At 67.3% G+C, this 23,593-nt stretch carries 17 protein-coding genes and 4 pseudogenes; 17 read left to right on the top strand and 4 right to left on the bottom strand.

The annotated features are described in order from the left end of the window. Window positions 1–134 precede the first annotated feature (134 nt). The 9 genes and pseudogenes from ACO057_RS21560 (at window position 135) to ACO057_RS21600 (ending at window position 7,830) form a co-directional block, all read left to right on the top strand. Window positions 135–1,136, top strand: coding sequence for an NAD(P)H-dependent flavin oxidoreductase (locus tag ACO057_RS21560; protein ID WP_421995345.1), 1,002 nt, complete (start codon window positions 135–137; stop codon window positions 1,134–1,136). 154 nt (window positions 1,137–1,290) lie between these two features. Continuing rightward, entirely contained in the window at window positions 1,291–2,499 is a 1,209-nt protein-coding gene (locus tag ACO057_RS21565; RefSeq protein ID WP_421995347.1) for an efflux RND transporter periplasmic adaptor subunit, read from the top strand. A gap of 66 nt (window positions 2,500–2,565) precedes the next feature. Then, window positions 2,566–4,864: pseudogene (locus tag ACO057_RS21570) on the top strand (efflux RND transporter permease subunit); the annotation flags it as partial. A gap of 19 nt (window positions 4,865–4,883) precedes the next feature. Beyond that, window positions 4,884–5,432 (top strand): efflux RND transporter permease subunit, encoded by a 549-nt coding sequence (locus ACO057_RS21575; protein WP_421995349.1) that lies wholly within the window; start codon window positions 4,884–4,886, stop codon window positions 5,430–5,432. Next, on the top strand, window positions 5,342–5,626 hold the full coding sequence (locus tag ACO057_RS21580; RefSeq protein ID WP_421995351.1) for an efflux RND transporter permease subunit: 285 nt from the start codon (window positions 5,342–5,344) through the stop codon (window positions 5,624–5,626). The genes ACO057_RS21575 and ACO057_RS21580 overlap by 91 nt, the downstream gene beginning before the upstream one ends. A gap of 600 nt (window positions 5,627–6,226) precedes the next feature. Further along, a complete protein-coding gene (locus tag ACO057_RS21585) occupies window positions 6,227–6,553 on the top strand; it encodes a TolC family protein (RefSeq protein WP_421995353.1) in 327 nt (108 codons plus the stop codon). A gap of 308 nt (window positions 6,554–6,861) precedes the next feature. After that, window positions 6,862–7,128, top strand: a complete 267-nt coding sequence (locus ACO057_RS21590; protein WP_421995572.1) for a TolC family protein — start codon at window positions 6,862–6,864, stop codon at window positions 7,126–7,128. Window positions 7,129–7,430: 302 nt separating this feature from the next. Further along, window positions 7,431–7,577 (top strand): annotated as a pseudogene (locus tag ACO057_RS21595) (hypothetical protein); the annotation flags it as partial. A gap of 58 nt (window positions 7,578–7,635) precedes the next feature. Beyond that, a complete protein-coding gene (locus ACO057_RS21600; protein WP_421995355.1) occupies window positions 7,636–7,830 on the top strand; it encodes a TetR/AcrR family transcriptional regulator C-terminal domain-containing protein in 195 nt (64 codons plus the stop codon). Window positions 7,831–7,836: 6 nt separating this feature from the next. On the opposite strand, the gene ACO057_RS21605 is transcribed toward ACO057_RS21600, so the two are convergent. From ACO057_RS21605 to ACO057_RS21615, 3 genes are read right to left on the bottom strand one after another with little or no spacing between them, the layout of a single operon-like run. Next, window positions 7,837–8,355, bottom strand: a complete 519-nt coding sequence (locus ACO057_RS21605) for a Spy/CpxP family protein refolding chaperone (RefSeq protein ID WP_421995357.1) — start codon at window positions 8,353–8,355, stop codon at window positions 7,837–7,839. A gap of 11 nt (window positions 8,356–8,366) precedes the next feature. Then, window positions 8,367–8,723, bottom strand: a complete 357-nt coding sequence (locus ACO057_RS21610; protein WP_421995359.1) for a hypothetical protein — start codon at window positions 8,721–8,723, stop codon at window positions 8,367–8,369. Window positions 8,724–8,748: 25 nt separating this feature from the next. After that, entirely contained in the window at window positions 8,749–10,509 is a 1,761-nt protein-coding gene (locus ACO057_RS21615) for an AMP-dependent synthetase/ligase (protein WP_421995361.1), read from the bottom strand. A gap of 49 nt (window positions 10,510–10,558) precedes the next feature. Between ACO057_RS21615 and ACO057_RS21620 the strand changes: the two genes are divergently transcribed. The 6 genes and pseudogenes from ACO057_RS21620 to ACO057_RS21645 form a co-directional block, all read left to right on the top strand. Next, a complete protein-coding gene (locus ACO057_RS21620; RefSeq protein WP_421995363.1) occupies window positions 10,559–12,388 on the top strand; it encodes a M3 family oligoendopeptidase in 1,830 nt (609 codons plus the stop codon). A gap of 38 nt (window positions 12,389–12,426) precedes the next feature. Beyond that, window positions 12,427–13,737 (top strand): ABC1 kinase family protein, encoded by a 1,311-nt coding sequence (locus ACO057_RS21625; protein ID WP_421995574.1) that lies wholly within the window; start codon window positions 12,427–12,429, stop codon window positions 13,735–13,737. A 458-nt stretch (window positions 13,738–14,195) separates the two neighbouring features. Next, window positions 14,196–14,960, top strand: a pseudogene (locus ACO057_RS21630) (IS5 family transposase). Window positions 14,961–15,648: 688 nt separating this feature from the next. Beyond that, the gene (locus ACO057_RS21635; protein WP_421995365.1) at window positions 15,649–17,235 is read left to right on the top strand and encodes a Fic family protein; all 1,587 of its coding nucleotides are present in this window, start codon (window positions 15,649–15,651) and stop codon (window positions 17,233–17,235) included. 710 nt (window positions 17,236–17,945) lie between these two features. After that, on the top strand, window positions 17,946–18,326 hold the full coding sequence (locus ACO057_RS21640) for an Eco57I restriction-modification methylase domain-containing protein (RefSeq protein ID WP_421995367.1): 381 nt from the start codon (window positions 17,946–17,948) through the stop codon (window positions 18,324–18,326). 281 nt (window positions 18,327–18,607) lie between these two features. Beyond that, window positions 18,608–18,784 (top strand): annotated as a pseudogene (locus ACO057_RS21645) (transposase); the annotation flags it as partial. A 418-nt stretch (window positions 18,785–19,202) separates the two neighbouring features. Here the strand turns inward: ACO057_RS21645 and ACO057_RS21650 are convergent. Next, window positions 19,203–21,731, bottom strand: coding sequence for an esterase-like activity of phytase family protein (locus ACO057_RS21650; RefSeq protein WP_421995369.1), 2,529 nt, complete (start codon window positions 21,729–21,731; stop codon window positions 19,203–19,205). 322 nt (window positions 21,732–22,053) lie between these two features. On the opposite strand from ACO057_RS21650, the gene ACO057_RS21655 reads away from it, so the two are divergent. Together ACO057_RS21655 and ACO057_RS21660 are read left to right on the top strand one after the other, a co-directional pair. Beyond that, on the top strand, window positions 22,054–23,181 hold the full coding sequence (locus ACO057_RS21655) for an NAD(P) transhydrogenase subunit alpha (RefSeq protein WP_421995371.1): 1,128 nt from the start codon (window positions 22,054–22,056) through the stop codon (window positions 23,179–23,181). Between the two features lie 10 nt (window positions 23,182–23,191). Further along, window positions 23,192–23,593: a proton-translocating transhydrogenase family protein gene (locus ACO057_RS21660; protein WP_421995373.1), complete on the top strand. Its 402-nt coding sequence runs from the start codon at window positions 23,192–23,194 to the stop codon at window positions 23,591–23,593.

Below are 23,593 nucleotides of genomic sequence, written 5' to 3' on the forward strand. Positions count from 1 at the left end.
CACGGCCGAAGGCCGCGCCGGTTCAAGGTTCCGCAGTCATGTCCGGTTGGCAATACCTTACCACCGATTGACCCGGCCTGTACGTCCGATGGCCGCCAGGATTAACCTCCCCGGAACAATTGGAGGGTTCCGGCATGGATTTGCGCGACAAGATCAGGGGACGGCTGCGCCTGCCGCTCATCGGCTCCCCGCTCTTCATTATTTCGGTGCCCGCGCTGGTCATCGCGCAGTGCAAGGCGGGCGTGATCGGCGCCATGCCCACGCTGAACGCGCGCCCCGTCGAGCAGCTTGACGACTGGCTGGCCGAGATCACCGAGACCCTGGCCGCGCACGACGCCGCCCATCCGGACCGGCCCGCCGCCCCCTTCGCGATGAACCTCATCGTCCATCGGTCGAACGACCGGCTGGAGCAGGATCTGGCCCTTTGCGTGAAGCACAAGGTACCGATGATCATCAGCTCGCTCGGCGCGCGCGAGGAGGTGAACCAGGCCGTGCACAGCTATGGCGGCCATGTGATGCACGACGTGATCAACCAGGTCTTCGCCCATAAGGCGATCGAGAAGGGGGCGGACGGCCTGGTCCTGGTCGCGTCCGGCGCCGGCGGCCATGCCGGCAACCAGAGCCCCTTCGCAATTCTGCAGGAGACGCGCGCCTGGTTCGACGGGCCGATCGCGCTCTCGGGCTCCATCGCCCACGGGCGCAGCATCCTGGCCGCCGAGGCCATGGGCGCGGACTTCGCCTATATGGGCACCGCCTTCATCGCGACCGAGGAGGCCCGCGCGACGGAGGACTACAAGCGGATGATCACGGAATCCGGCGCGTCGGACATCGTCTACACGAACCTCATCACCGGCGTGCACGGCAACTACCTCAAGCCCTCGATCCGCAATGCCGGAATGGACCCCGACAATCTGGAGACGGGCGACAAGTCGCAGATGAACTTCTCCTCCGACCGCAAGAAGAAGTGGAAGGACATCTGGGGGGCGGGGCAGAGCGTCTCCGGCATCGAGGCGGTGGTGCCGGCCGCCGATCTGATCGCGCGGCTGCATGGCGAATATCTGGAGGCGCGGCGGAAGATCGGCGCGCCCTCGCCGCTGCTCAACCCGAATTGGGCGCGGGTGCCCGAGACCGCCTAGCCCAGACCTTTCCGCGCGGCCGACGGGGTCAACCACGCACTGCCTTCGTGGTTGACCCCGCGACTTTTTGTGCGGTGCGGCAAACTTCTTGACGGCATGGAAACTTGCCGGTATCCATCGGCGAAACTCATAAGTTTCCGATTGGAATGCCGCAATGCCCGTCTCTTCGGTCCGCCGCTCTTCCGGCCTGCTTCCCCTCGCGCTGGGTGCGCTGCTGCTGACGGCCTGCGACGAGAACCAGGTGGCCACGCCGGCTGCGGCGCCTCCGCCGCCCAATGTCACGGTCGTGGCCCTTCGCCAGCAGGCCGTCGCCATCACCACCGAGCTGCCTGGCCGAACCGCCGCCTTCCGGACCGCCGAGGTTCGCCCGCAGGTCGCCGGCGTGATCCGCGAGCGGCTCTTCACCGAGGGCGCCGAGGTCGAGGCCGGCCAGCCGCTCTATCAGATCGACCCGGCCCCCTATCAGGCTCAGCTGGACAGCGCCCAGGCGACCCTGCAGCGCAACCAGGCCGCCGCGGCCTCGGCCGGGGTGACGGTGAACCGTTACCGCCCGCTGGTCCGCGCCCGCGCCGTCAGCCAGCAGGATCTCGACCTCGCGGAGGCCGCGCTGCGCCAGGCCCAGGCGGATGTCGCGTCAGGCCGCGCCGCCGTCGACACGGCCCGCATCAACCTCGACTACACCAAGGTCACCTCGCCGATCGCGGGGCGCACCGGACGCTCCAGCGTCACCGTGGGCGCCCTCGTCACGGCGCAGCAGGCCGCCGCGCTCGTCACCATCACCCAGCTCGATCCGATCTATGTGGACGTGACCCAGCCGGCCGCGCGCGTGATGCGGCTGCGGCGCGAACTGGCCAACGGCACGCTGCGGCGCGATGCCGATGGCCAGGCGGTGGTCCATCTGACGCTGGAGGACGGCACCGAATACCCCCAGGCCGGCCGGCTGCAATTCTCCGAGGTCATCGTCGATCAGGGCACCGGCTCCATCACCATCCGCGCGGTCTTCCCCAATCCCAACGGCCAGCTGATGCCCGGCCTCTTCGTGCGCGCCCGCATCGAGGAAGGCGTGACCGACCGTGCGCTGCTGGTGCCGCAGCAGGCGGTGACGCGCACGCCGCGCGGCGAGGCGACGGCCATGGTCGTGGACGCCGAGGGCACCGTCGCCGCGCGCATCATCAACGCCGAGCGCGCCATCGGCACGGCCTGGCTCGTCACCGAGGGGCTGGCCGAGGGTGACCGCGTGATCGTGGAAGGCCTCCAGCGCGCGCGGCCGGGCGGCAAGGTGAACGCCACCGAGACGACGCAGCAGGCGCTGAACGAACGCGGCGCGGCCCCGTCAGGCGCCGCCCCGGCTGCCGGAAACTAGGCGCGCATCATGGCCCGTTTCTTCATCGATCGCCCGATCTTCGCCTGGGTTCTCGCCATCGCGACGATGCTCATGGGCGTGCTGGCGATCCGCTCGCTGCCCGTCGCGCAATATCCCTCCATCGCGCCTCCTTCCATCTCCATCTCCGTCGTCTATCCCGGCGCCTCGGCCGAGACGGTGCAGAGCACCGTCGTGCAGATCATCGAGCAGCAGCTCAGCGGCATCGACAACCTGCTCTACTTCACCTCCGAGACCGGCAAGGACGGCAGCGCCTCCATCACGCTGAGCTTCGCCCAGGGCACCGATCCCGACGTCGCGCAGGTGCAGGTGCAGAACAAGGTCGCGCTCGCCACGCCGCGCCTGCCGCAGGCGGTGCAGCAGCAGGGCCTGCGCATCGCCAAGGCGACGCGCAACTTCCTGCTGGTGGCCGGCTTCGTCTCCACCGACGGGCGCCTGAGCAACATCGACATCGGCGACTACATCGCCTCCACCGTGCAGGATCCGCTGAGCCGCACGCCGGGCGTGGGCGACTATCAGCTCTTCGGCGCGCAATACGCGATGCGCGTCTGGGTCGATCCCGTGAAGCTGATGAACTTCAACCTCACGCCAGGCGACGTCTCGGCGGCCATCCAGGCGCAGAACGTGCAGGTCGCCTCGGGTGAGCTCGGCGCGCTGCCTTCGGTGCAGGGGCAGCAGCTCAACGCCACCATCATCGGCCCCACCTATCTGCAGACGCCCGAGCAGTTCGGCGCGATCCTGCTGAAGGTGCAGCCGGACGGCTCGCGCGTGCTGCTGCGCGACGTCGCCCGCGTCGAGCTGGGGGGCGAGAACTACGCCATCAGCTCGCTCTACAACGGCAATCCCGCGGCCGGCATCGCCATCAAGCTCGCCAGCGGCGCCAATGCGCTCGCCACCGAGCAGGCCGTGCGCGCCACCATCGAGCGGCTGCGCCCGACCTTCCCGGCCGGCGTGGACGTGGTCTTCCCCTACGACACCACGCCCTTCGTGCGGCTCTCCATCGAGGAGGTGGTGAAGACGCTGATCGAGGCCGTCATCCTCGTCTTCCTGGTGATGTTCCTCTTCCTGCAGAACTTCCGCGCGACGCTGATCCCGACCATCGCCGTGCCGGTCGTGCTGCTGGGCACCTTCGCGGTGCTGCTGGCGCTCGGCTACAGCATCAACACGCTCACGCTCTTCGGCATGGTGCTCGCCATCGGCCTGCTGGTGGACGACGCCATCGTCGTCGTCGAGAACGTCGAGCGCCTGATGGAGGAGGAGGATCTCTCCCCGCTGGAAGCCACGCGCAAGTCGATGGAGCAGATCACCGGCGCGCTGGTGGGCATCGCGCTGGTGCTCTCCGCGGTGTTCCTGCCGATGGCCTTCTTCGGCGGCTCGACGGGCGTGATCTACCGGCAGTTCTCCATCACCATCGCCACGGCCATGGGCCTGTCGGTGCTGACGGCCGTCATCTTCACGCCCGCGCTCTGCGCCACGATCCTCAAGAAGCCCACCAAGGCGAGCCATGAGAAGCGCGGCTTCTTCGGCTGGTTCAACCGCAATTTCGACCGTGGCGCGCATGGCTATCAGCGTGGCGTGGGCTATGGGCTGAAGCGGCCCAAGCGCGTCCTGCTGATCTATGCGCTGATCGTCGCGGGGATGGCTGTCATCTTCCTGCGCCTGCCCACTTCCTTCGTCCCCGACGAGGATCAGGGCACGCTCTTCATCCAGGTTTCGGCCCCGCCGGGAGCCACGGTGGAGCGGACGCAGCGCGCGGTCGACGAGGTCACGCGCTATCTCCTGGAGGACGAGAAGGACGTCGTCTCCTCGGTCTTCGGCATCACCGGCTTCAGCTTCGGCGGGCCGCGGCCAGAATTCCGGCATGGCCTTCGTCAGCCTCAAGCCATGGGGCGATCGTCCCGGGGCTCAGGGCAGCGTGCAGGCTTTGGCGGGACGCGTGATGCGCCGCTTCGGCGGATACCAGGATGCGATGATCTTCGCCTTCGCGCCCGCCGGCCATCTCCGAGCTCGGGCAATGCGACGGGCTTCGAGTTCCCAGCTGCTGGATCGCGGGCGGGCTCGGCCACACGCGGCTGCTCGCGGCGGCGTAACCAGCTGCTCGGTCTCGCTGCGCAAAGCCCCGTCCTGGTCGGCGGTGCGGCCAAACGGGCTGGACGACGAGCCGCAATACCGCCTCGTCATCGACTGGGAGCGCGCGAGCGCGCTCGGCCTGTCGATCGCCAGCATCAACACGACGGTCGCCTCGGCCTGGGGCTCCAGCTATGTCAGCGACTTCATCGATCGCGGCCGGGTGAAGCGCGTCTTCATCCAGGGCGAGGCCTCCTCGCGCATGCTGCCCAACGATCTCGAGAGCTGGTTCGTGCGCAATGCGTCCGGGCAGATGGTGCCCTTCTCCGCCTTCTCCACGCGCGGAATGGGCCTTCGGCGCGCCGAAGCTGGAGCGCTTCAACGGCGTCGGCTCCTTCCAGATCCAGGGCAATGCGGCGCCGGGCTCCAGCACCGGCGCGGCCATGGCCGAGATGGAGCGTCTGGCGGCGCAATTGCCGCCGGGAACCGGCGTCGACTGGAGCGGTCTCTCCTACGAGGAGCGCGCCTCGGGTTCGCAGGCCGCGCCGCTCTACGCGCTGTCGCTGCTCGTTGTCTTCCTCTGCCTGGCCGCGCTCTATGAGAGCTGGGCCATTCCGGCGGCGGTGATGATGGCCGTGCCGCTCGGCGTCCTCGGCGCGGTCACCGCCACCTGGGGCTTCGGGATGGCGAACGAGCTGTATTTCCAGGTGGGCCTGCTCACCACCGTCGCCTCACCGCGAAGAACGCCATCCTCATCGTGGAATTCGCGAAGGAGGAGTTCGAGCGCGGCAGCAACCTGCTGGATTCCGCGCTCTTCGCGGCCCGGCAGAGGTTGCGACCGATCCTGATGACCTCGCTGGCCTTCGGCGTCGGCGTGCTGCCGCTGGCGCTGTCCACGGGCGCCGGGCGCGGGCGGACGCAATGCCATCGGCATCGGCGTGGTGGGCGGTGTGGTCAGCGGCACGATCCTCGTGCTGCTCTTCGTGCCGGTCTTCTTCCTGGTGGTGCTGCGCCTGTTCCGCGTGAAGTCGAAGCTTCATGACGGAGGCCAAGCCGAGCGCCGCCGCCCAACCGCAGCCCGCTCCGGGGAGAGTGACCATGCGCCGTTCCTTCCTCGCACTGCCGCTCGCGGCGGTGCTTCTCTCCGGCTGCAGCCTCATCCCCGACTTCGTGCGGCCGGCGCCTCCCGTGCCCGACCGCCTGGCCGGAGGGGCCGGCCTATCGCCGCCCGCCCGTGGCGGTGGCGGCCAATGCCGATCCCACCGTCGCGGCGGATGCGATCGGCTGGCGCGAGGTGCTGCGCGACCCGCAGCTCCAGCGCGTCGTGGAGCTGCGGCGTCGCCAATAACCGCGACCTGCGGACCGCGGCGCTCAACGTGGCCCAAGCCGAGGGCCGAGTACCGTATCCAGCGCGGCGAGCTCTTCCCGCAGGTCGGCGCGTCCGGCTCGCTCACCGCCCAGCGCATTCCCTCGAGCTTCGGCGGCGGCGGCGCATCACCAGCCGGTCTGGTCCGGCGGCATCGGCTTCACCTCCTAGAGGTCGATCTCTTCGGCCGGTGCGCAGCCTGAGCCAGCAGGCCTTCAGCAATATCTCGGTTATGACGAGACCGCGGGCGCCTCGCAGATCAGCCTCATCGCGCAGGTGGCCAATGCCTGGCTCGCCTTGCTCGGCGACCGTGAACTTCTGGCCCTGACCGAGCAGACCCTGGCCAACCAGCAGGACGCGCTGCGGCTCACCCAGGCCGGCTTCGACGGCGGCAACGCCACGGCCCTGGCGCTGCGCCAGGCGCAGACCGCGGTGGAGGACGGCGCGGGCGAGCCTCGCGCAATACACGCGCCAGCAGGCGCAGGATACGAATGCGCTGAACCTGCTGGCCGGAACGACGGTTCCGCCAACCTGCTGCCTTCCGCGCCCATCGACGGCTATGTCGTGGCCGAGGTTCCGGCGGGGATGGATTCGCCGTGCTGATCGCGCGTCCGGACGTGCTGGCGGCCGAGCACAACCTGCTCGCCGGCCAATGCCAATGTCGGCGCGGCGCGGGCCGCCTTCTTCCCTCCCTCACGCTGACGGGCAATGGGGGCACGGCGAGCACGAGCTTCAGCCGGCTCTTCGCGGAGGGGGACGGCGAGCTGGAGCTTCGCCCCGCAGATCAACGTGCCGATCTTCTCCTTCGGCGTACTGCAGGGCAGCCTCGATGTTGCCAAGGTGCAGACGCAGCTCCAGGTCGCGGAATATGAGCGGCACCATCAGACCGCCTTCCGCGAGGTGGCGGACGTCTGGCGGCGCGTGGCACCTATGACCAGCAGATCGCAGCGCAGACCGCGCTTGTCGCGGCCTATGCCGACGCCTTCCGCCTGTCGCTGCTGCGCTTCCGCAGCGGGCTCGACACCTATCAGGCGCCGCTGGACTCGCAGCGGCAGCTCTTCACCGCGCAGCAGGAGCTGATCTCGCTGCGGGTGCAGCGGCTGCAGACGCTGGTCACGCTCTACAAGGCGCTGGGCGGCGGCTGGTCGGAGACGACCCGCGTGCGGGGCCAATCCTGATGGCAAAGCCTGCGCGACGGGGAAAGTGATGCGGCGTCGGGGGCGGGAAAGTGAGCGAATTGGGCCATGCAGAGAGCTGGTGCCGGTGGGCGGCCGCCCGCGCCTGCCCGAGCCGCAGCGTCGCCAGGCGCTGATCCGCGCGGCGGAGAACGTCTTCCTGAACAGGGCTATGCCGCGGCGAACATGGATGACGTCGCCCGTGGCGCGGGCATGTCGAAGAAACGCTCTATCGGCTCTTCGCCTCGAAGGAGGCGCTCTTCGAGGCAGTCATGGACGACCAGATGGCGCCGTTGCTGGTGGCGATGCCGGAAGAGACGGAGGGCGAGCTCCGTCAGGGCCTGATCGCGCTGTTGCAGCGCGTGGCGGGCTATCTCCTGACGGAAAGAAATGTCTCGTTCTGCCGGCTCATCATCTCGGAAGTGAAGCGTGTGCCGGGGGTGACCGAGGCGTTCTGGCGCGCCACGAAGACTCACGGCGAGGATGCGGTGGAGCAGTTCCTGGCCATCCATGTCGCGTCAGGGCGCCTTCGGTTGGAAGACGTCCCCGATGGCGGCGGGGATGCTGTTCGGGCTCACCATCGGCGAGCCGCATATGTGGATGCTGCTGGGACAGCGCTCGGCGCTGGATCAGGCCGAGATCGCCCACCGCGTCGCCATCGCGGTGGACATCTTCCTCGACGGAGCGCTGATCCGCGAGTCCTGACCGCCGTTACGGACGGCGGTGCGGGCGTTGGCCCGGCTGATGCTGGGTGCGGAAGGCCTGGTCCGCACGCTGCTTCTGCTCCGTCGACATGACGTCATAGAGGCCGCGGAAGGCCGTCGCGAGCTTCATCCGCTCCTGGGCGTTCTGCTGCGAGATCTGCGCGAAATCCATCATGTTGTCGGCCGCACTCATCTGCGCGAGCAAGGTGCCGCGCTGGGTGTAGCGCTGGCGCATCGCCACGGCGTTGTCGCGCGTGACCTTGGCGAATTCCTGCCACTGCGCATCCTGCGCGGGGGTGATGCCGAGCTGCGTGCGCAGGCTCGCCAGATGCGTCTCCACCCGCTGCATCATCTGCTCCTGCGTCAGATGCTGGGAGCGGCGCGCGGGGTTGGCCGCCGCGGGCGGCGTCTGGGCGGAGGCCGCCCGCGGCTCCGGGGATTGCGCCGGAGCCTGGGCCTGCGCCGCGAAGGGCAAGCCAAGGGCGAGTGCGAAGGTTGCCGCGCGGCTGATCGGGAAGATCTTCATGGGTGCATTCCTCACTTGTAGCCGTAATAGCCAGGAGGGGCGGCATAGCCGGGCGGCGCGTCATAGCCCGGCTGAGGCGCGTAATAGGCGGGAGGCGGGGCGACCTGCTGCTGCTGCAGCGCCAGCGCGCCGCCGAGGACACCCAGGCCCAGCAAGGCGCCGCCGATAATCGCGCCGGTGTTGTCCCGGCGATGGTAGCCCCGGTCATAACCGCGATCGTATCCGCGCGGCGGACCGCGATCATATCCGCGTCCGGGCGGCGGACCGCCATGCCAGCCGCGGTCGTGGCGCTGCGCCAGGGCCGGCCCGGCGGACAGGGCCATGACGCCGGCCAGTGCCGCCGCCATCAGGGGCTTGTAGCCTGTCATTTCGCGTTCCTCTGCATCGGCATTGTCAGGACTGCAACGAAACACCCGGCGCGAAGTTGCCGAAAGGCTTCCAGGATGTCAGGCCAGCTCGTCGATTTCGGTCGCGTATCGCTCGATCACCTGACGGCGCTTCACCTTCATGGTCGGCGTCATCAGCCCGTTCTCGACGGTGAAGGGATCGGGCAGGGCCTTGAAGCGGCGGATGCGCTCGATGGGCGAGAGCCGGGCGTTCACGCGCTTCACCGCGTCGCCGATTTGCGCCTCGCGCCCCTCGGCCGCCACGATGAGCGCCACCAACCCCCGCCATGCCCTCGCCCGCCGCGACGACCTGCGCGACCTCGGGCTCGGCGGCCAGCAGGCTCTCGATCTTGGAGGGGGCCACCATGTCGCCGCCCTTGAGCTTGAGGAAGTCTCGCTTGCGGTCGGTGATGTGGATGCGCCCCTCGCGCAGCTCCGCCACGTCGCCCGTGTGCAGCCAGGCCAGGCCGTCATCGGACGTGACGGCGATGGAGCGGGCGGTGGCCTCGGGATTGTTCCAGTAGCCGTCCATCACGAGGTCGCCGCGGACCAGCAGCTCGCCGTCGGTGGCGATCTTCACCGCCACGCCGTGCAGGGGGCGGCCCACGCTGCGGCGGTCGTTGTCCCAGGGCAGGTTCACGCTGACGACGGGGCCGGCCTCGGTCTGGCCATAGCCCTGCAGCACCGTGACGCCGAGGCCCAGGAAGAAGCCCGAGAGATCGGGATCCAGTCGCGCCCCGCCCGAGACCAGGGCCTTGATGCGCCCGCCGAAGCGCGCGCGGACCTTCTCGCGCACCAGGCGGTCCAGCACCTTGTCCATCACCCATTCGATCGGGTTCAGGCGGCCGTCGAGCCGCTTCAGCCCGAGCGCCAGCGCTTTGTCGAAGAGCTTCTGCTTGCCGCCGCCCTCCTTGGCGACCTGGGCGGAGACCCGCTCGCGGATCACCTCGAAGAGGCGGGGCACGGTGGTGATGAGGTGCGGCTGGTGCTCGGCGAAATCGGCCAGCAGCTTGTCCGCCCCGCGCGAGAAGACGAGCTCCACCCCAGCGGAGGGCATGAGATAGCCGCCCACCGTGTGCTCATAGGCATGCGACAGCGGCAGGAAGGAGAGGTAGCGGCCCTGCTCCCGGATGTGCAGCCGACGGATGATCTTCCGCACGGCCGCGCAATTGGCGAGCATGGAGCGGTGCGGCAGCATCACGCCCTTGGGCGCGCCGCCCGTGCCGGAGGTGTAGATCAGGCAGGCCAGCCGCCCGTCGGGGATCTGCTCGACCTCGGCGATGAGGGCAGGGAGGTCGGCCGGCGCCTCCAGCGCGGACCAGGGGGTAGTGCCCTCGGCCGGCTCCATGCAGATCAGCACGTCGAGCCCCGCCACCTGGCCGGCGGCCGAGCGGATGCGGTCCGCCAGCGCCGCGGTGGAGGACACGACGGCGCGCGCGCCGGAATCGCGCAGGATATGGGCGTGGTCGGCCTCGGTATTGGTCGTGTAGGTCGGCACCGAGACGGCGCCGATGGACATCACGGCGGTATCGGCAATCAGGAATTCCGGGCGATTCTCGCTGACCAGCAGAACGCGGTCCCCGGGCATCACGCCGAGTCGCCGCAGCCCCGCGGCGGCATTGGCCACGGACTGCGCGAAGGCGCCGCGACTCAGCTTGTGCCAGCCCTTGTCGCGCCAATAGCCGATCATCGGCAGGTCCGGCGCCTCGACGGCCAGAGTGAAGAGCAAGGCGGGGAGGCTCTTGGCCTCCTCGATTCCTGTGGTCATTCCTGGACTTCCCGCTTGGCCACGCCGTCAGGGGGCATATATGTGAGAAATGCGAATGATCCCAGGCCGCGCGCCCGAAATGCTGCGCTCTCCCCTTGATGCCAGCACCGGCGAGGCGGCTCTCCCGTCCTGGGACCTCTCCGATCTGTATAAGGGCGAGGATGACCCCGCACTGAAATCCGACCTGGATCGCGCCGATGCCGAGGCCCGCGCCTTCCAGGCGAAATACGCAACGAAACTCGCCGGCCTGTCGGGCGACGAGCTGGCCGGGGCCATCGAGGCCTGCGAGCGGATCGAGGAATTGCTGGGCCGGGCCATGAGTTTCGCCTCGCTGATTTTTGCCGGCGACTCGCTCAGCGGCGGCAATGGTCGCTTCTATCAGACGATGCAGGAGCGGGTGACGGAGATCTCCTCGCACCTCGTCTTCTTCTCGCTGGAGCTGAACCACGTCGAGGAAGCGGTTCTCGAAGCGAAGCTGGCCTCCAGCCCGAAGCTGGCCACCTGGCGCTCCTGGCTCGCCGATCTGCGCGTCTGGCTGCCGCACCAGCTTTCCGACGAGATGGAACGGCTGCTGCACGAGAAGGAGGTGACGGGCCGCGCCGCCTGGAACCGCCTCTTCGACGAGACGCTGGCGACCATGACGGTCACCGTCTCCGGCGAGGAGCTTTCCGTCTCCGCCGCGCTGAACAAGCTGTCCGACACTGATCGCGCCGTGCGCGAAGCGGCGGCCAAGGGCGTCTCCGAGGCCTTCGGCAGTCGCATCCGCCTCTTCAGCCTCATCACCAACACGCTGGTGAAGGACAAGGAGGTGATGGACAAATGGCGCAACCACGCGCGCCCCGGCTCCTCGCGCAACCTCGCCAATATGGTCGAGGACGAGGTGGTGGACGCGCTGGTGACGGCCGTGACCGACAGCTTCCCCCGCCTTTCGCATCGCTACTACACGATGAAGGCCAAGTGGCTCGGCCTGCCGAAGCTGCAGCACTGGGACCGCAATGCGCCGCTCCCGCGCGACGACGACAGCAAGATCGCCTGGCCGGATGCCGTCAGCCGCGTGCGCAGCGCCTATGCCGGCTTCAGCCCCGAGATGGAGAAGCTGGCCGCGCCCTTCTTCGAAAAGGCCTGGATCGACGCCGCGCTGCGCCCCGGCAAGTCGAGCGGCGCCTTCGCCCATCCGACCGTGCCCTCGGCGCATCCCTATCTGCTGCTGAACTATCACGGCAAGGCGCGCGACGTGATGACGCTGGCCCATGAGCTCGGCCACGGCGTGCATCAGCGCCTCGCCGCCGCGCAGGGCTATTTCCGCTCGTCCACGCCGCTGACGCTCGCCGAAACCGCCAGCGTCTTCGGGGAGATGCTGACCTTCCGCGCGCTGCTCGATGCCGAGACCGATCCGGCGAAGCGCCGCCTGCTGCTGGCCGGCAAGGTGGAGGACATGCTGAACACGGTCGTCCGCCAGATCGCCTTCTACAAGTTCGAGACGAAGGTCCATGACGAGCGTCGCAACGGCGAGATCTCGCCCGAGCGGCTGGGCGAGATCTGGATGTCCATCCAGACCGAGAGCCTGGGGCCGATCTTCGAGTTCACGCCGGACTACGCCTCCTACTGGGCCTATATCCCGCACTTCGTGCACACGCCCTTCTACGTCTACGCCTATGCCTTCGGGGATTGCCTGGTGAATGCGCTCTACGGCGTCTTCCGCGACGGCTCGGTGCCGGGCTTCGAGGGCAAGTATATCGAGATGCTCAAGGCCGGCGGCACGCTGCGCCACAAGGAGCTTCTGGCGCCCTTCGGCCTGGACGCTTCCGATCCGGACTTCTGGAAGAAGGGCCTCGACGTGATCTCCGGCTTTATCGACGAACTGGAAGCCTCTCCTTGACCGAACGCGAAGGCAATTTCTTCGGCGAGGTGCGGCGCATGGTCCGCACCTCCGGCGCGGTCACGGGCATCGCGGCACGCGTCGCCGGCCAGCGCTTCCTCGGCCTCAAGACCGACAAGGGCGCGCATGCGGAGGATCTGAAAGCCATCCTCGGCGGGCTCAAGGGCCCGATGATGAAGGTGGCGCAGTTCCTCGCCACCGTGCCCGACGCCCTGCCCGAGGAATATGCGCGCGAGCTGGCCACGCTGCAGGCGAATGCGCCGGCCATGGGCCCGGCCTTCGTGCGCCGCCGCATGCAGACCGAGCTCGGCCCGCAATGGCAGTCGCGCTTCGCGACCTTCGGGCTGGAAGCCGCCGCCGCCGCCAGCCTTGGCCAGGTGCATCGCGCCACGCTGCATGACGGCCGCGAGGTCGCCTGCAAGCTGCAATATCCGGACATGCCCTCCGCGGTGGAGGCGGACCTCAAGCAGCTCAAGCTCGCGCTCAGCCTCTACCGCCGCATGGACAGCGCGCTGGACAATGAGGAGGCCTTCGTCGAGCTGAAGGACCGCCTTCGCGAGGAGCTGGATTACGAGCGCGAGGCCGCGCATCAGCGCCTCTACGCCCTCATGCTCGCCGACACGCCGAATGTGAGCGTGCCCACGCCGGTCGAGGAGCTGACCACGCGCCGGCTGCTGACCATGACCTGGCTGCCGGGCGAATCCATCCTCCAGCGCATCTCCGAGGATCCGAGCCCGGAGGAGAAGAACGCCTATGCCCGCGCGCTCTTCGCCGCCTGGTATGTGCCGCTCTACCGCTACGGCGTGATCCATGGCGACCCGCATCTGGGCAATTACCAGGTGCGGCCCTGGGACCAGGGCATCAACCTGCTCGATTTCGGCACGGTCCGCATCTTCCCGCCGAGCTTCATCACCGGTGTGCTGACGCTCTATGAGGCGGTGCGCGACGGCGACGACGAGAAGGCGGCCGAGGGCTTCCGCATCTGGGGCTTCCGCAACCTGTCCAACGACACGATGCAGGTCCTGAAGAAGTGGGCGACCTTCCTCTACGAGCCGCTGATGCAGGACCGCGTGCGGCCGATCACCGAGACGGAAGACCCGATGTTCGGCCGCAAGATCGCCGAGGAGGTCCACCAGGGCCTCAAGCGGACCGGCGGGGTGCGGATTCCGCGCGAGTTCCCGCTGATGGACCGCTCGGCGATCGGCCTCGGCAGCGTGTTCATGCGCCTCGATGCCCGGCTGAACTGGCACCGGCTGTTCCACGAGCTCGTGGACGACTTCAACGAGCAGGAGCTGGCCGAACGCCAGGCGGCGGCCCTGGCCGAGGCGCGGGTGCCGGCGACGGTATGAGAAGATCGAGGGGGTGGTCTTTCTTATACCGCCAGTAAGCGGACGGGACAGCCCCATTGCTTCGCCTCCAGAAAGCGCGAGTCCAGTTCGTGCCACCGATCAGATCGCAGGTCCAAATCGCGGACAGGGTTCGGCTTATGGCGAACACAGCTGGGCTAAATTGCCGACCGCCCCGGGTTGGGGTCAAGGGTTCGAATCCCTTTGGACCTCCAGCTCTTTCCCCGAAAAAACATTCTCTTATCGGTCGGCTCTGCGCTGGGGTCCAAGTGTGGCCGCGGTCAGGAAGACACCTTGATGGTTCGCTCGCGGACCAAGGGGGCATTCCGCTCTCCGGAGCGCAGATAATCTCCGAACCTTGAGGGTAGGCCGATTCTACCCTCATGCCTTAGGTCGTGTGGACTCTAGGGATTCCCGAAACGTTGGTTGGGTGATTCAAGGCTGCCTTTGGGGAGGCGGCCTTGGGCGTTCTGGATCGTCTGGTGTTGAGCGACGCGGCGTGGGAGCGGATGGCGCCGCTGATCATCGGTCGGCCCGACCAGAAGGGCTCAACCCGGCCGCGACAACCGCATGTTCGTCGAGGGCGTGCTGTGGATCGTGCGAACGGGTTCGCCCTGGCGCGACCTGCCCTACGTCTTCGGCGAGTGGAACAGCGTGTTTCGCCGGTTCAGCCGCTGGAGCGACAAAGGCGTGTGGCGGCGCATCTTCGAAGCGATGTCGGACGATCCTGACTTCGAATATCTGATCATCGACAGCACCATCATCCGCGCCCACCAGCACGCCGCCGGCGCCCCAAAGGGGGGGTTGAAGATCAGGCCCTTGGCCGCTCCCGCGGCGGCCTGAGCACCAAGATCCACCTGGCCGTCCGAGGCCTGGGCGTCCCTGTTCGATTCGCCTTGACCGGCGGGCAACGCGGCGATTGCCCGCAGGCCTACGCTCTGATCGAGGGCCTTCCCGCGGATGTCGTCATGGCCGATGCCGCCTACGACGCCGACCCGCTGCGCGAGGCGATCGCGGACAAAGGCGCCATCGCCGTCATCCCGAACAACCCGTCGCGTGCCCGCAAATACCCGCTCGACAAGCACCGCTACGCCCAGCGCCATCTGGTCGAATGCTGCTTCTCCAAGCTTAAGCAGTTCCGCCGTGTCGCCACTCGCTACGAGAAAACCGCGAGGAACTACCTCAGCGTCGTCACTCTCGCTGCTACCATCCTGTGGCTACGATAACTGTCCACACGACCTAGACGTCCCGCACGATGCGGCTGACCATCCGCATCAGGCCACGGGTCTGGCGGAGTTCTCATTGTTCCAGAACATGGCGACGAGATTACACAGGCTGCGAGACTTTAGTTTCACGCTGTAACCGTTGAATTTCCTCGGGTTTCAAAAATCTTCCGGCCGAAAACTGCTAATTCACTCCTCCGGGGATTCGGCCCCTGAATCGACCTGCGGAGACATCAATTTCGACGTTGGACTTGGCGTTGCCGCGGCTTGGGACGTGCAGCAAGAGACCTCCGGGAGCGTCTTCAGACTTGCGATCGATCGGACGCCGAGGGCAATTTGCCGTCTATCGGACGGCCGCGACACTGAAAAAAGAGTGAGTGCCAAGCTCTTAAACGTGCAGCGCTTCGGTGCGATGTCTTCAGGGCGCCGTGCCCGCCTCTATGGGGCGTCAATAAAATATTAAATCAAATCAAACGATTGATCCATTCGCTCGCGAGCTCCCCGGTTTGGATGAAACGAAGCGGGGGGCTTTGATGGCGCGGCTGCACTTTTCAAACTTGCACTCACCCACCCCCTCACACTTGCAAACACCCGAGCCTTTGCACGTGCAGTCGCCCTCCTCTATAAACTTGCAACGGCTCGGCTCCTTGGACGTGCAGTCATACGGATTCGAAGTTAGGCGAGGATGGCGATGAGCGGTTCTGAAGGTCTGCAGCGTGGCACCGAACAAGCGGAGCGTCTGGCCCAAGCTCTGCAGGGCCTTTCGGTCTTGCAAGGAAGGAACCAGCGCGTCTTCCGCTCGTCCGAGTTCGACGTCGGCAAGCGGACCCTCCTGACGAAGCTGGGGTTTCTGCAATCCATCACCCGCGGCTGGGTGATGTCCTCGGATCCGCATGCAGCACCCGGTGATTCCACGCCATGGCACGCCTCATTCTGGCAGTTCTGTGCCGCCTATTGCGAGGATCGGTTCGCAGATGACTGGCACCTGTCGCCGGAACAGTCGCTGCAGCTGCACGCGGAGAATTCCACCATACCCCGGCAGGTGGTGGTCTTCTCCACCAAGGGCGGCAACAACCGCTTGAAGCTCCCTTTCGAGACCTCGCTCTTCGACAGCCGGGAGCGCACGGCCGTTCCAGCATCGCTACTCGAGGTGAAGAACGGCTTGCGCCTCTTCACCCTGCCAGCTGCCCTCGCCAGGGTTCCAGAAGGCTTCTACGGCCAGGCACCTGTCGACGCGGAGGTCGCCCTCAAGAGCCTGAATGGCGCCTCGGATTTGCTGGCCGTCCTTCTCGATGGCGATCACTCGACGGTGGCGGGCCGCTTGGCGGGGGCGCTTCGCCATGTCGGTCGCGGGGATCTCGCGGATCAAATCGAGATGACCTTCCGCCGCGCCGCTTACGACTATCGCGAGACCGACCCCTTCGTGACGCCGCCGAGATCCGGTCCGCTGCGGGGATACGTCGCGCCCATTGTCGGCCGGATCCGCACGTTGTGGGAGACCAGCCGTCAGAGGGTCATTGACGCATTTCCGCAGGCTCCGGGGCTTCCGGAGGACCACGATGCCTACCTGCGATCGGTGGAGGACATCTACAAATTCGACGCCTACCACTCCCTCAGCATCGAGGGATATCGGGTTACGCCTGGCCTGATCGAGCGGGTTCGCTCGGGTGAGTGGAGGCCCGATGAGCACACCGGTGACCGTGACCAGCGCAACGCCATGGCGGCACGCGGCTACTACCTCGCCTTCGAGCGGGCCAAGGGCGTGATTAGCGGAATCCTTGAAGGGGGATCTCCCGGCGAGGCCATGCGCCGCGCCCACCTCGAGTGGTATCAGGATCTGTTCGAGCCCCTGGTCGATGCGGGTGTGCTGACGAGAAAGAGCACCATCGGCTACCGGGATCACTTCATCTACCTGAAGACCTCCCGTTACGTGCCCCCGCAGAAGGATCTGCTCCCCGAGGCCATGTCCGAGCTTCTGGACCTGCTCTCGAATGAGCCCGAAGCGAGCGTGCGGGCCGTCCTTGGCCATTGGCTGTTCGGCTACATCCACCCCTTCCCCGACGGCAATGGACGGACGGCGCGCCTGCTGATGAATGCCATGTTGGCGTCGGGCGGTTACCCTTGGACGGTCATCCGCCTCGAAGACCGCGACGACTATCTGCGGGGGCTGGATGCCGCGAGCATCGAGGGAGACGTCGGCCCCTTCGCCGATTTCATCGCCGATCGGGTGCGGCTGGCGATGGAGACGTATCGCCCGGCCGATGGTCCTCCCAGCTAGGGCCCAGCCGTCCGTTTGAGTCTGGCCCACCCAGGATAGGAGGCTCACGGCCTCTTCCACGGCCCCCGCAGCACCCGTCTCGCTCCGTGGCTCCGTCTCCATGGTGTCCCGGACCCGCACCGACACTTTCATCGCCCCAAATTACCATCCGGCGATGAGTAGACCGGCCCCTCCTGTATGAGCGCAACTTGCATAGGTCTTGAGCGCCTTGCTGCCGAGCAGGAGCGAGGCACGCTTCGTAGCCCGCGATTTCAGCGCGTCGACGGCCTGCTATAACGATAATGAGTGATCGCCTTCATCGCTCTGCACGGGAGTATGGAAATTCACACCGGGGCCCGAATGCCGCTAGATTGGGGTGGGCCGATTCATGGGGCCGGGCCAAGCAATCTGCCTATCGTAACCACAGTCTAAGGACTTCGTTTGAGCGTAGCTCCAACCATCAAGGATGACCGCCTTCTTGAAGACCGCTGCAAGCTCGGTGCCTTCTATACGCCGGAACGTCTCAGCCAGATACTAACCGACTGGGTTATCCGCTCACCATCGGACACCATCCTTGAACCCAGTTTCGGAGCTGCGGCTTCCTCCAGGCCGCGCGCAACCGCCTTGTCGAGTTAGGGCGTTCCGACCCAAGGCCGCAGATTTTCGGCTGCGATATCGATCCGGTCGCCTTCGAATATCTCGCTAACACGCTTGGCGCGCCCATCGATTTGATGCGTTTCGTGCAGTCTGACTTTCTCGCTGTCGTGCCAGGCGGTTCCTGGCCGGAAGCCTTCTCAGGAATCGTAGCTAACCCACCTTATATTCCTTACCAGATTTTGACAGCAGAACAGAGAAACGATCTTTCTAGTCGGAGATGGTGCATCGACGGAATTGGAGGCCGAGCGAGCTTGTGGGATTATTTTATTGCCCACGCTGTATCTTTTCTTGGGTGCGGCGGGCGAATGGCCTGGGTTCTGCCTGGGGCTTTTTTGCAAGCCGACTATGCTAAGCTGATCGGCAACTATCTAGCTGCATCGTTCGAGCGCACCGCTGCGATCATCCTACGGGAGCGCATATTTATGGTCCGGTCATCGACTTCGCCCGGATGCTGAGCCTCGAGGACGACGTCGTGCTGGTGGCGACCGGCAACAGCGCAGCCATGGAGCGGCTGCTTCGCCCTCACGTGCGGCGTGCCGTTGTCGCAAACTCCCGGCTCGTCCGCGCGATCGCCTATGCCCGCGTCAAGACGGACAAGATCGACGCAGCAATCCTCACAAAGCTACACGCTGCGGGCTTCCTGCCGGAGGTCTGGATCGCAGACGACGCCACCCTTACGCAACGTCGGCAGGTTGCCGAACGCACGGTCGACCGGCGTCGAGTCCTTGCTGATGGGCTGTCGGACGAGCGCTGCGAGTATCTGATCAAGGACCGGCTGTCCTTCATGCGCTTTCTCGGCCTGGGCCTGGCCGACCCGGTGCCGGACGCCAACACGATCTGGACCTTCGGTGAGGCAATCAAGCGGCCGGGCGCGGTGGACGCGCTGTTTGCACGCTTCGATGCCACGCTTCGATGCCACGCTGCGGGCGAGCGGCTACCTGGCGTTTGCTGCCCAATCTGGGCCAAGCCTATCGGCGCAGCGTCGAGCGCCTCAGGGAGGCCCTGGCCGCAGGTGACAACCCCGCAGCACTGGAAGCCGCCCGCAACCTCATCGACCGCGTGGTGATCCACCCCGGCCCTCGCGGAAAACCGCCCCGTATCACCGTCGAGGGTCAACTCGCCCGCATGCTCGCCGCAGCACAGTCAGACCTTTCGCCCCACGCAACACAAGCCATTGCAAATGCCGCAAAAGCTGCGGTTAAAGAAGATCGAGGGGCTCCGCCCCTCGCGCACCCTGCCAGGGCTTTTGGCCCTGGACCCCCCAACGGATGGAAGATCCAGGAAAATCACTTTCCCGGCGGGGAATTTGAGGGGCAACGCCCCTCAAACTTTCAGAACGAATAGCCCAGCGCGATCGTGACCGCGTGGCTCTGCCCGCCGCCGCCCTGGTAGCTGCGGACATCGTAGTCCACCAGCACCGAGGCCGCGCCGCGCTGCACGCGCACGCCGGCGCCGCCGCGGAATCCGCTCTGGATGCGCGTGCCGACGGGGCCCGTCACATAGGCCTCCGGCATGAAGAGCCGCTCCGACAGGCCGATGGTCATGTTGCGGTTGTCGTCGCTGAGCGCGAAGTCCCAGCCCGCGCGGAGCTGGGGCGTGACGCGCCAGCCGCCCTGGAACTGCATCGGATGGCTGCCCTGCATGCCCAGGCTCAGGATATTGGCCGTCGCCGTCTGCCGCGGCACCGAGGCATTGGCGTGCACGGCGTCGGTCTCGGTGTAGCGGTCCACGCTCATGCTGCTGTGGGTGAAGCGGGCCAGCGGGCCATAGACGAAGCCGCCGCTGCGGAAGTTATGGCCGGCCGAGAGGGCGACGAGATGGCCCTCGCCACCCGGCTTGCCGCGGCCGGTCAGCCCGTAGATGCCGGTGTCGCGCCGGATGTCCCAGTCGCCGAAGACGTAGCTGTACTGCAGGTCGAGGTAGGAATTGCCGTGCGTCGCCGTGATGAAGGGGCTGATCGCGCCGCCCGTGCCGTCGATCCGCGTGCCGCCCCAGAGGGAGGCGGAGCTGTCGAAGTAGCTGACGCTCAGGCCGGCGCGGAGGTTCGGCGTGAAACGGTAATCCATGCCCGCCGTCGCCGCGCGGACCGAGGGATCGGTGGAGGCGCGACCGAGCGAGCCGCCCGTCGGGCCATAGGCGTAGGCGGCCATACTGTTCGAGCCGAGCGAGGAGAAGTTGAAATTGCCGGCCACGAAGGTGTTCCAGCGCGGCTGGACGGCTGGAACCTCGGCGCCGTCGCCGCGCGGCATCATGTCCTGGCCGGTGCGCAGACCGAAGAGGCGGGTGTCGGCATGGCCCAGCAGGGTGCGGCCGACCGCCATGGCGCTCTCGCCGGTCGCGCGGGCCAGCGGCAGCGCCGTGACCTCGAGCGACTGCAGGGCGAGGGGATCGACATAGGTCGGCAGCGTCACCCGATAGACCAGGAACATGTTGTCCACGTCCTGCCCGGAGGGGTCGGAATAGGAGGCGCCGTTCATGCTGCCGTTCCGGGCGATGAAATCGCTGTCGTTGGCCACGACGAGGAAGAAGTCGTTGGGCCGGCGCCGGTCGAGCACCGGCAGCAGGGTCATCGCCTCCCACTTCTCGTAGAGGTTGTTGGAGTTGTTGGGCGCGCCGTTGCGCAGGCCGAAGCGGCCGAGCTGAGTGCCGTCGTTGATGTTGATGAAGGGCGTCGTCGCGGCGGGCGTGATGCCGGAGGCCAGCACGCCGCCGGGCGCCACCGGCGTGGTGCCCTCAAAGGCCGTGCCCTTGATGTTGGTGGCGCCGCTCGTGTCGACCAGCAGGATCTGGCGATAGAGCGAGGTCGGCGTCGGGTAGGTGAAGCCGTTGCCGCTGTCGCGCGCGATCATCAGGTACTGGCTGCGGTTCAGCGCCAGCACCTCGGACTGCGCGGCGACCAGGGTCGTGCCGTTGGCCGCCGTGAAGCGCGGCAGCTGGACCACGTAATGGCCCGTCTCGACCGGCGCGGCGGGGTTCGAGATGTCGTAGGTCAGCAGCCGCGTGTTGTTGCGGGTGGCGGCAGAGCCGCCCGTGCCGCCGTCCTGTCGGGCGGCGCTTTGCAGCACGGCGGTGAGCTGGCGCCCGTCGGGGCTGATGGCCAGGCCCTCGAAGCCCTGGTTGTTCTGGCGGCCCGTCACCGGGTCGGCCGGCACCGGCGCCGCCTGGCCCACGGGCGGGTTGTTGGAGGCGAAGTTCGGCTGGCCGTTGCGGATGGGGATCAGTGCGTTGGGCGGGCGGATGGCGCCGATCAGCGTGCCGTCGGCCCGGTAGCGATAGATGTAGGGGCCGTACTCGTCGCTGACATAGAAGGTGCCGTCGCGACCGCGGACGATGCCCTCGTTGTCCAGCGTGACGCGGCCGTTGCTGCCGGTGGGCAGGATCGGGAAGCCGTTGCCGGCGGCGCGGAAGCCTGTGGGATCCAGGCCCGTGGTCGGCACGCCGTTGTTGTCGCGCAGGCCGATGGTCTGCTGCAGGTTCAACTGGATCTGGTTCTGCTGGCCGGTGCTGCCGCTGGTGCCCAGCGGCGTGAAGGCCACGCCCATCTGCTGGAGGCGGCCCTGGTAGTCGATGGTGCCGGCGATGTTGTAGCCGCGGTCGGGCAACATGAAGAAGACGCCGGAATAGCTGTCGCCGTTGCGGCGCCAGCGGGTGAGGTCGGCCACCATGCCGGAGCCGAGGCTGCCCAGCGTGTCGCCGAAGCCGTCACGCAGCTGTGGCGAGACGCGGCCGACGCCAGCGAGGCCCTGGTTCTTGAAGGTCTGGCCCCGGAAGGAGACGCTCTGTGCCGAGGCGCCGTGGGCGGTGGCCAGGGCTGCGCAGCCTGCGAGGAGCAGGCTGCGCGGTGATGGGAATTGCGGCATCGGAGGCCCTTTGCGGGTGTCGTTACGCGCCGGAACACATCCAATAGGGCGGCTACTGTCGATGGACGTTTCGTTACTGAACTGTGAAGAAATGCCGTCCGGCAGGTTCTGGCCGGCCTCCCCGGAGGGCGGCGGCGAGGATGTCCGCGCTTTCCAGCCTCACTGCTGTCCGACGCATGGGTTCTGTCGAAGGAAGATTTTTCGCGCCGATCCCCGCCATGCCTGCGGGCCGTCCGAGTCCCGTGCGGGTCACTTGCATGTGGCGTTGCGGCATGGCTATGCAGGCAGGAAGTTTTTAAAAGTCTCGGGGGGTATTACCGACATGCGTCTGGCCGTTCTGAAGGAAACGAAGGCGGGCGAGGCCCGTGTCGCCGCCACGCCGGAGACGGCGAAGAAACTGATCGCCCTCGGCCTCACCGTCGCGGTCGAGGCGGGGGCTGGTCTTGCCTCCGGCTTCCCCGATGCCGAATACACCGCCGCCGGGGCCGAGCTCGCCCCCGATGCCGCCGCCGCGCTGAGCGGCGCGAAGATCGTCTTCTGCGTGCGCGCCCCCGACGCGCCGCTGCCCTCCGGCACGCTGCTGATCGGCACCCTGGCGGCCGATGCCGATGCGGTCGCGGGCTATGCCCAGGGCGGCATCGAGGCCTGCTCGCTGGAGCTCGCCCCGCGCATCACCCGCGCCCAGAGCATGGACGTGCTGAGCAGCCAGGCGAACCTGGCCGGCTACCGCGCCGTCATCGAGGCGGCCAACACCTTCGACCGTGGCTTCCCCATGCTCATGACGGCGGCCGGCACCATTCCCGCCGCCAATGCCTTCATCATGGGCGCGGGCGTGGCGGGGCTGCAGGCCATCGCCACCGCGCGGCGCCTCGGCGGCCGCGTCTCGGCGACCGACGTGCGCCCGGCGGCCAAGGAGGAGATCAAGTCGCTCGGCGCCAGCTTCGTCGGCTATGAGGACGAGGAGAGCAAGTCGGCCCAGACCGCCGGCGGCTATGCCAAGCAGCTCTCCGCCGATTTCTACGCGAAGCAGGCCGAGGTCGTGGCCGCGCATATCGCCAAGCAGGATGTCGTGGTCTGCACGGCGCTCGTGCAGGGGCGCAAGGCGCCGATCCTGGTGACGTCCGAGATGGTCGCCAGCATGAAGCCCGGCTCCGTGATCGTGGACATCGCCTCGGATGCCGGCGGCAACTGCGCGGCGACCGTGCCCGGCCAGATGATCACCACGCCCAATGGCGTGAAGATCCTGGGCTTCAACAACTGGCCCGGCCGCATTCCCGCCGCCGCCAGCGCCCTCTACGCGCGCAACCTCCTCACCTTCCTGACCACCTTCTGGGACAAGGAGGCGAAGGCGCCGAAGCTGCCGGCCGAGGACGACATCGTCATCGGCGTGACGCTCACCCGCGGCGGCGCCGTGGTCCACAAGAACTTTCTCCCCGCGACCGCGGCCTGAGGAGACGCAGATGAGCACCCAGACGGACATCGCCAATGCGGCGCACGCGCTTTCGATCCGCGCGGCCGAACTCGCCGGGATGGCCCGCAGCGCGGCGGCCGCCGTGCAGCCCGTGGCCGAGCATGCCGAGCCCTTCCTCCTCCTCCTGACCGTGTTCCTGATGGCCTGCTTCGTGGGCTATTACGTGGTCTGGAACGTCACCCCCGCGCTGCATTCGCCGCTGATGGGCGTGACCAACGCCATCTCCTCGGTGATCGTGGTCGGCGCCATCCATGCGGCGGCCTCGGCCGAGAGCGGGGCCGCGCGCTTCTTCGGCTTCCTGGCCGTGATGCTGGCCGCCGTGAACATCTTCGGCGGCTTCCTGGTGACGCGCCGGATGCTCGCCATGTTCCAGAACAAGAAGAAGGCCTGA

The sequence above is a fragment of the Roseococcus sp. genome, from assembly GCF_965227005.1.
In the GTDB taxonomy this organism is placed as follows: Bacteria; Pseudomonadota; Alphaproteobacteria; order Acetobacterales; family Acetobacteraceae; genus Roseococcus.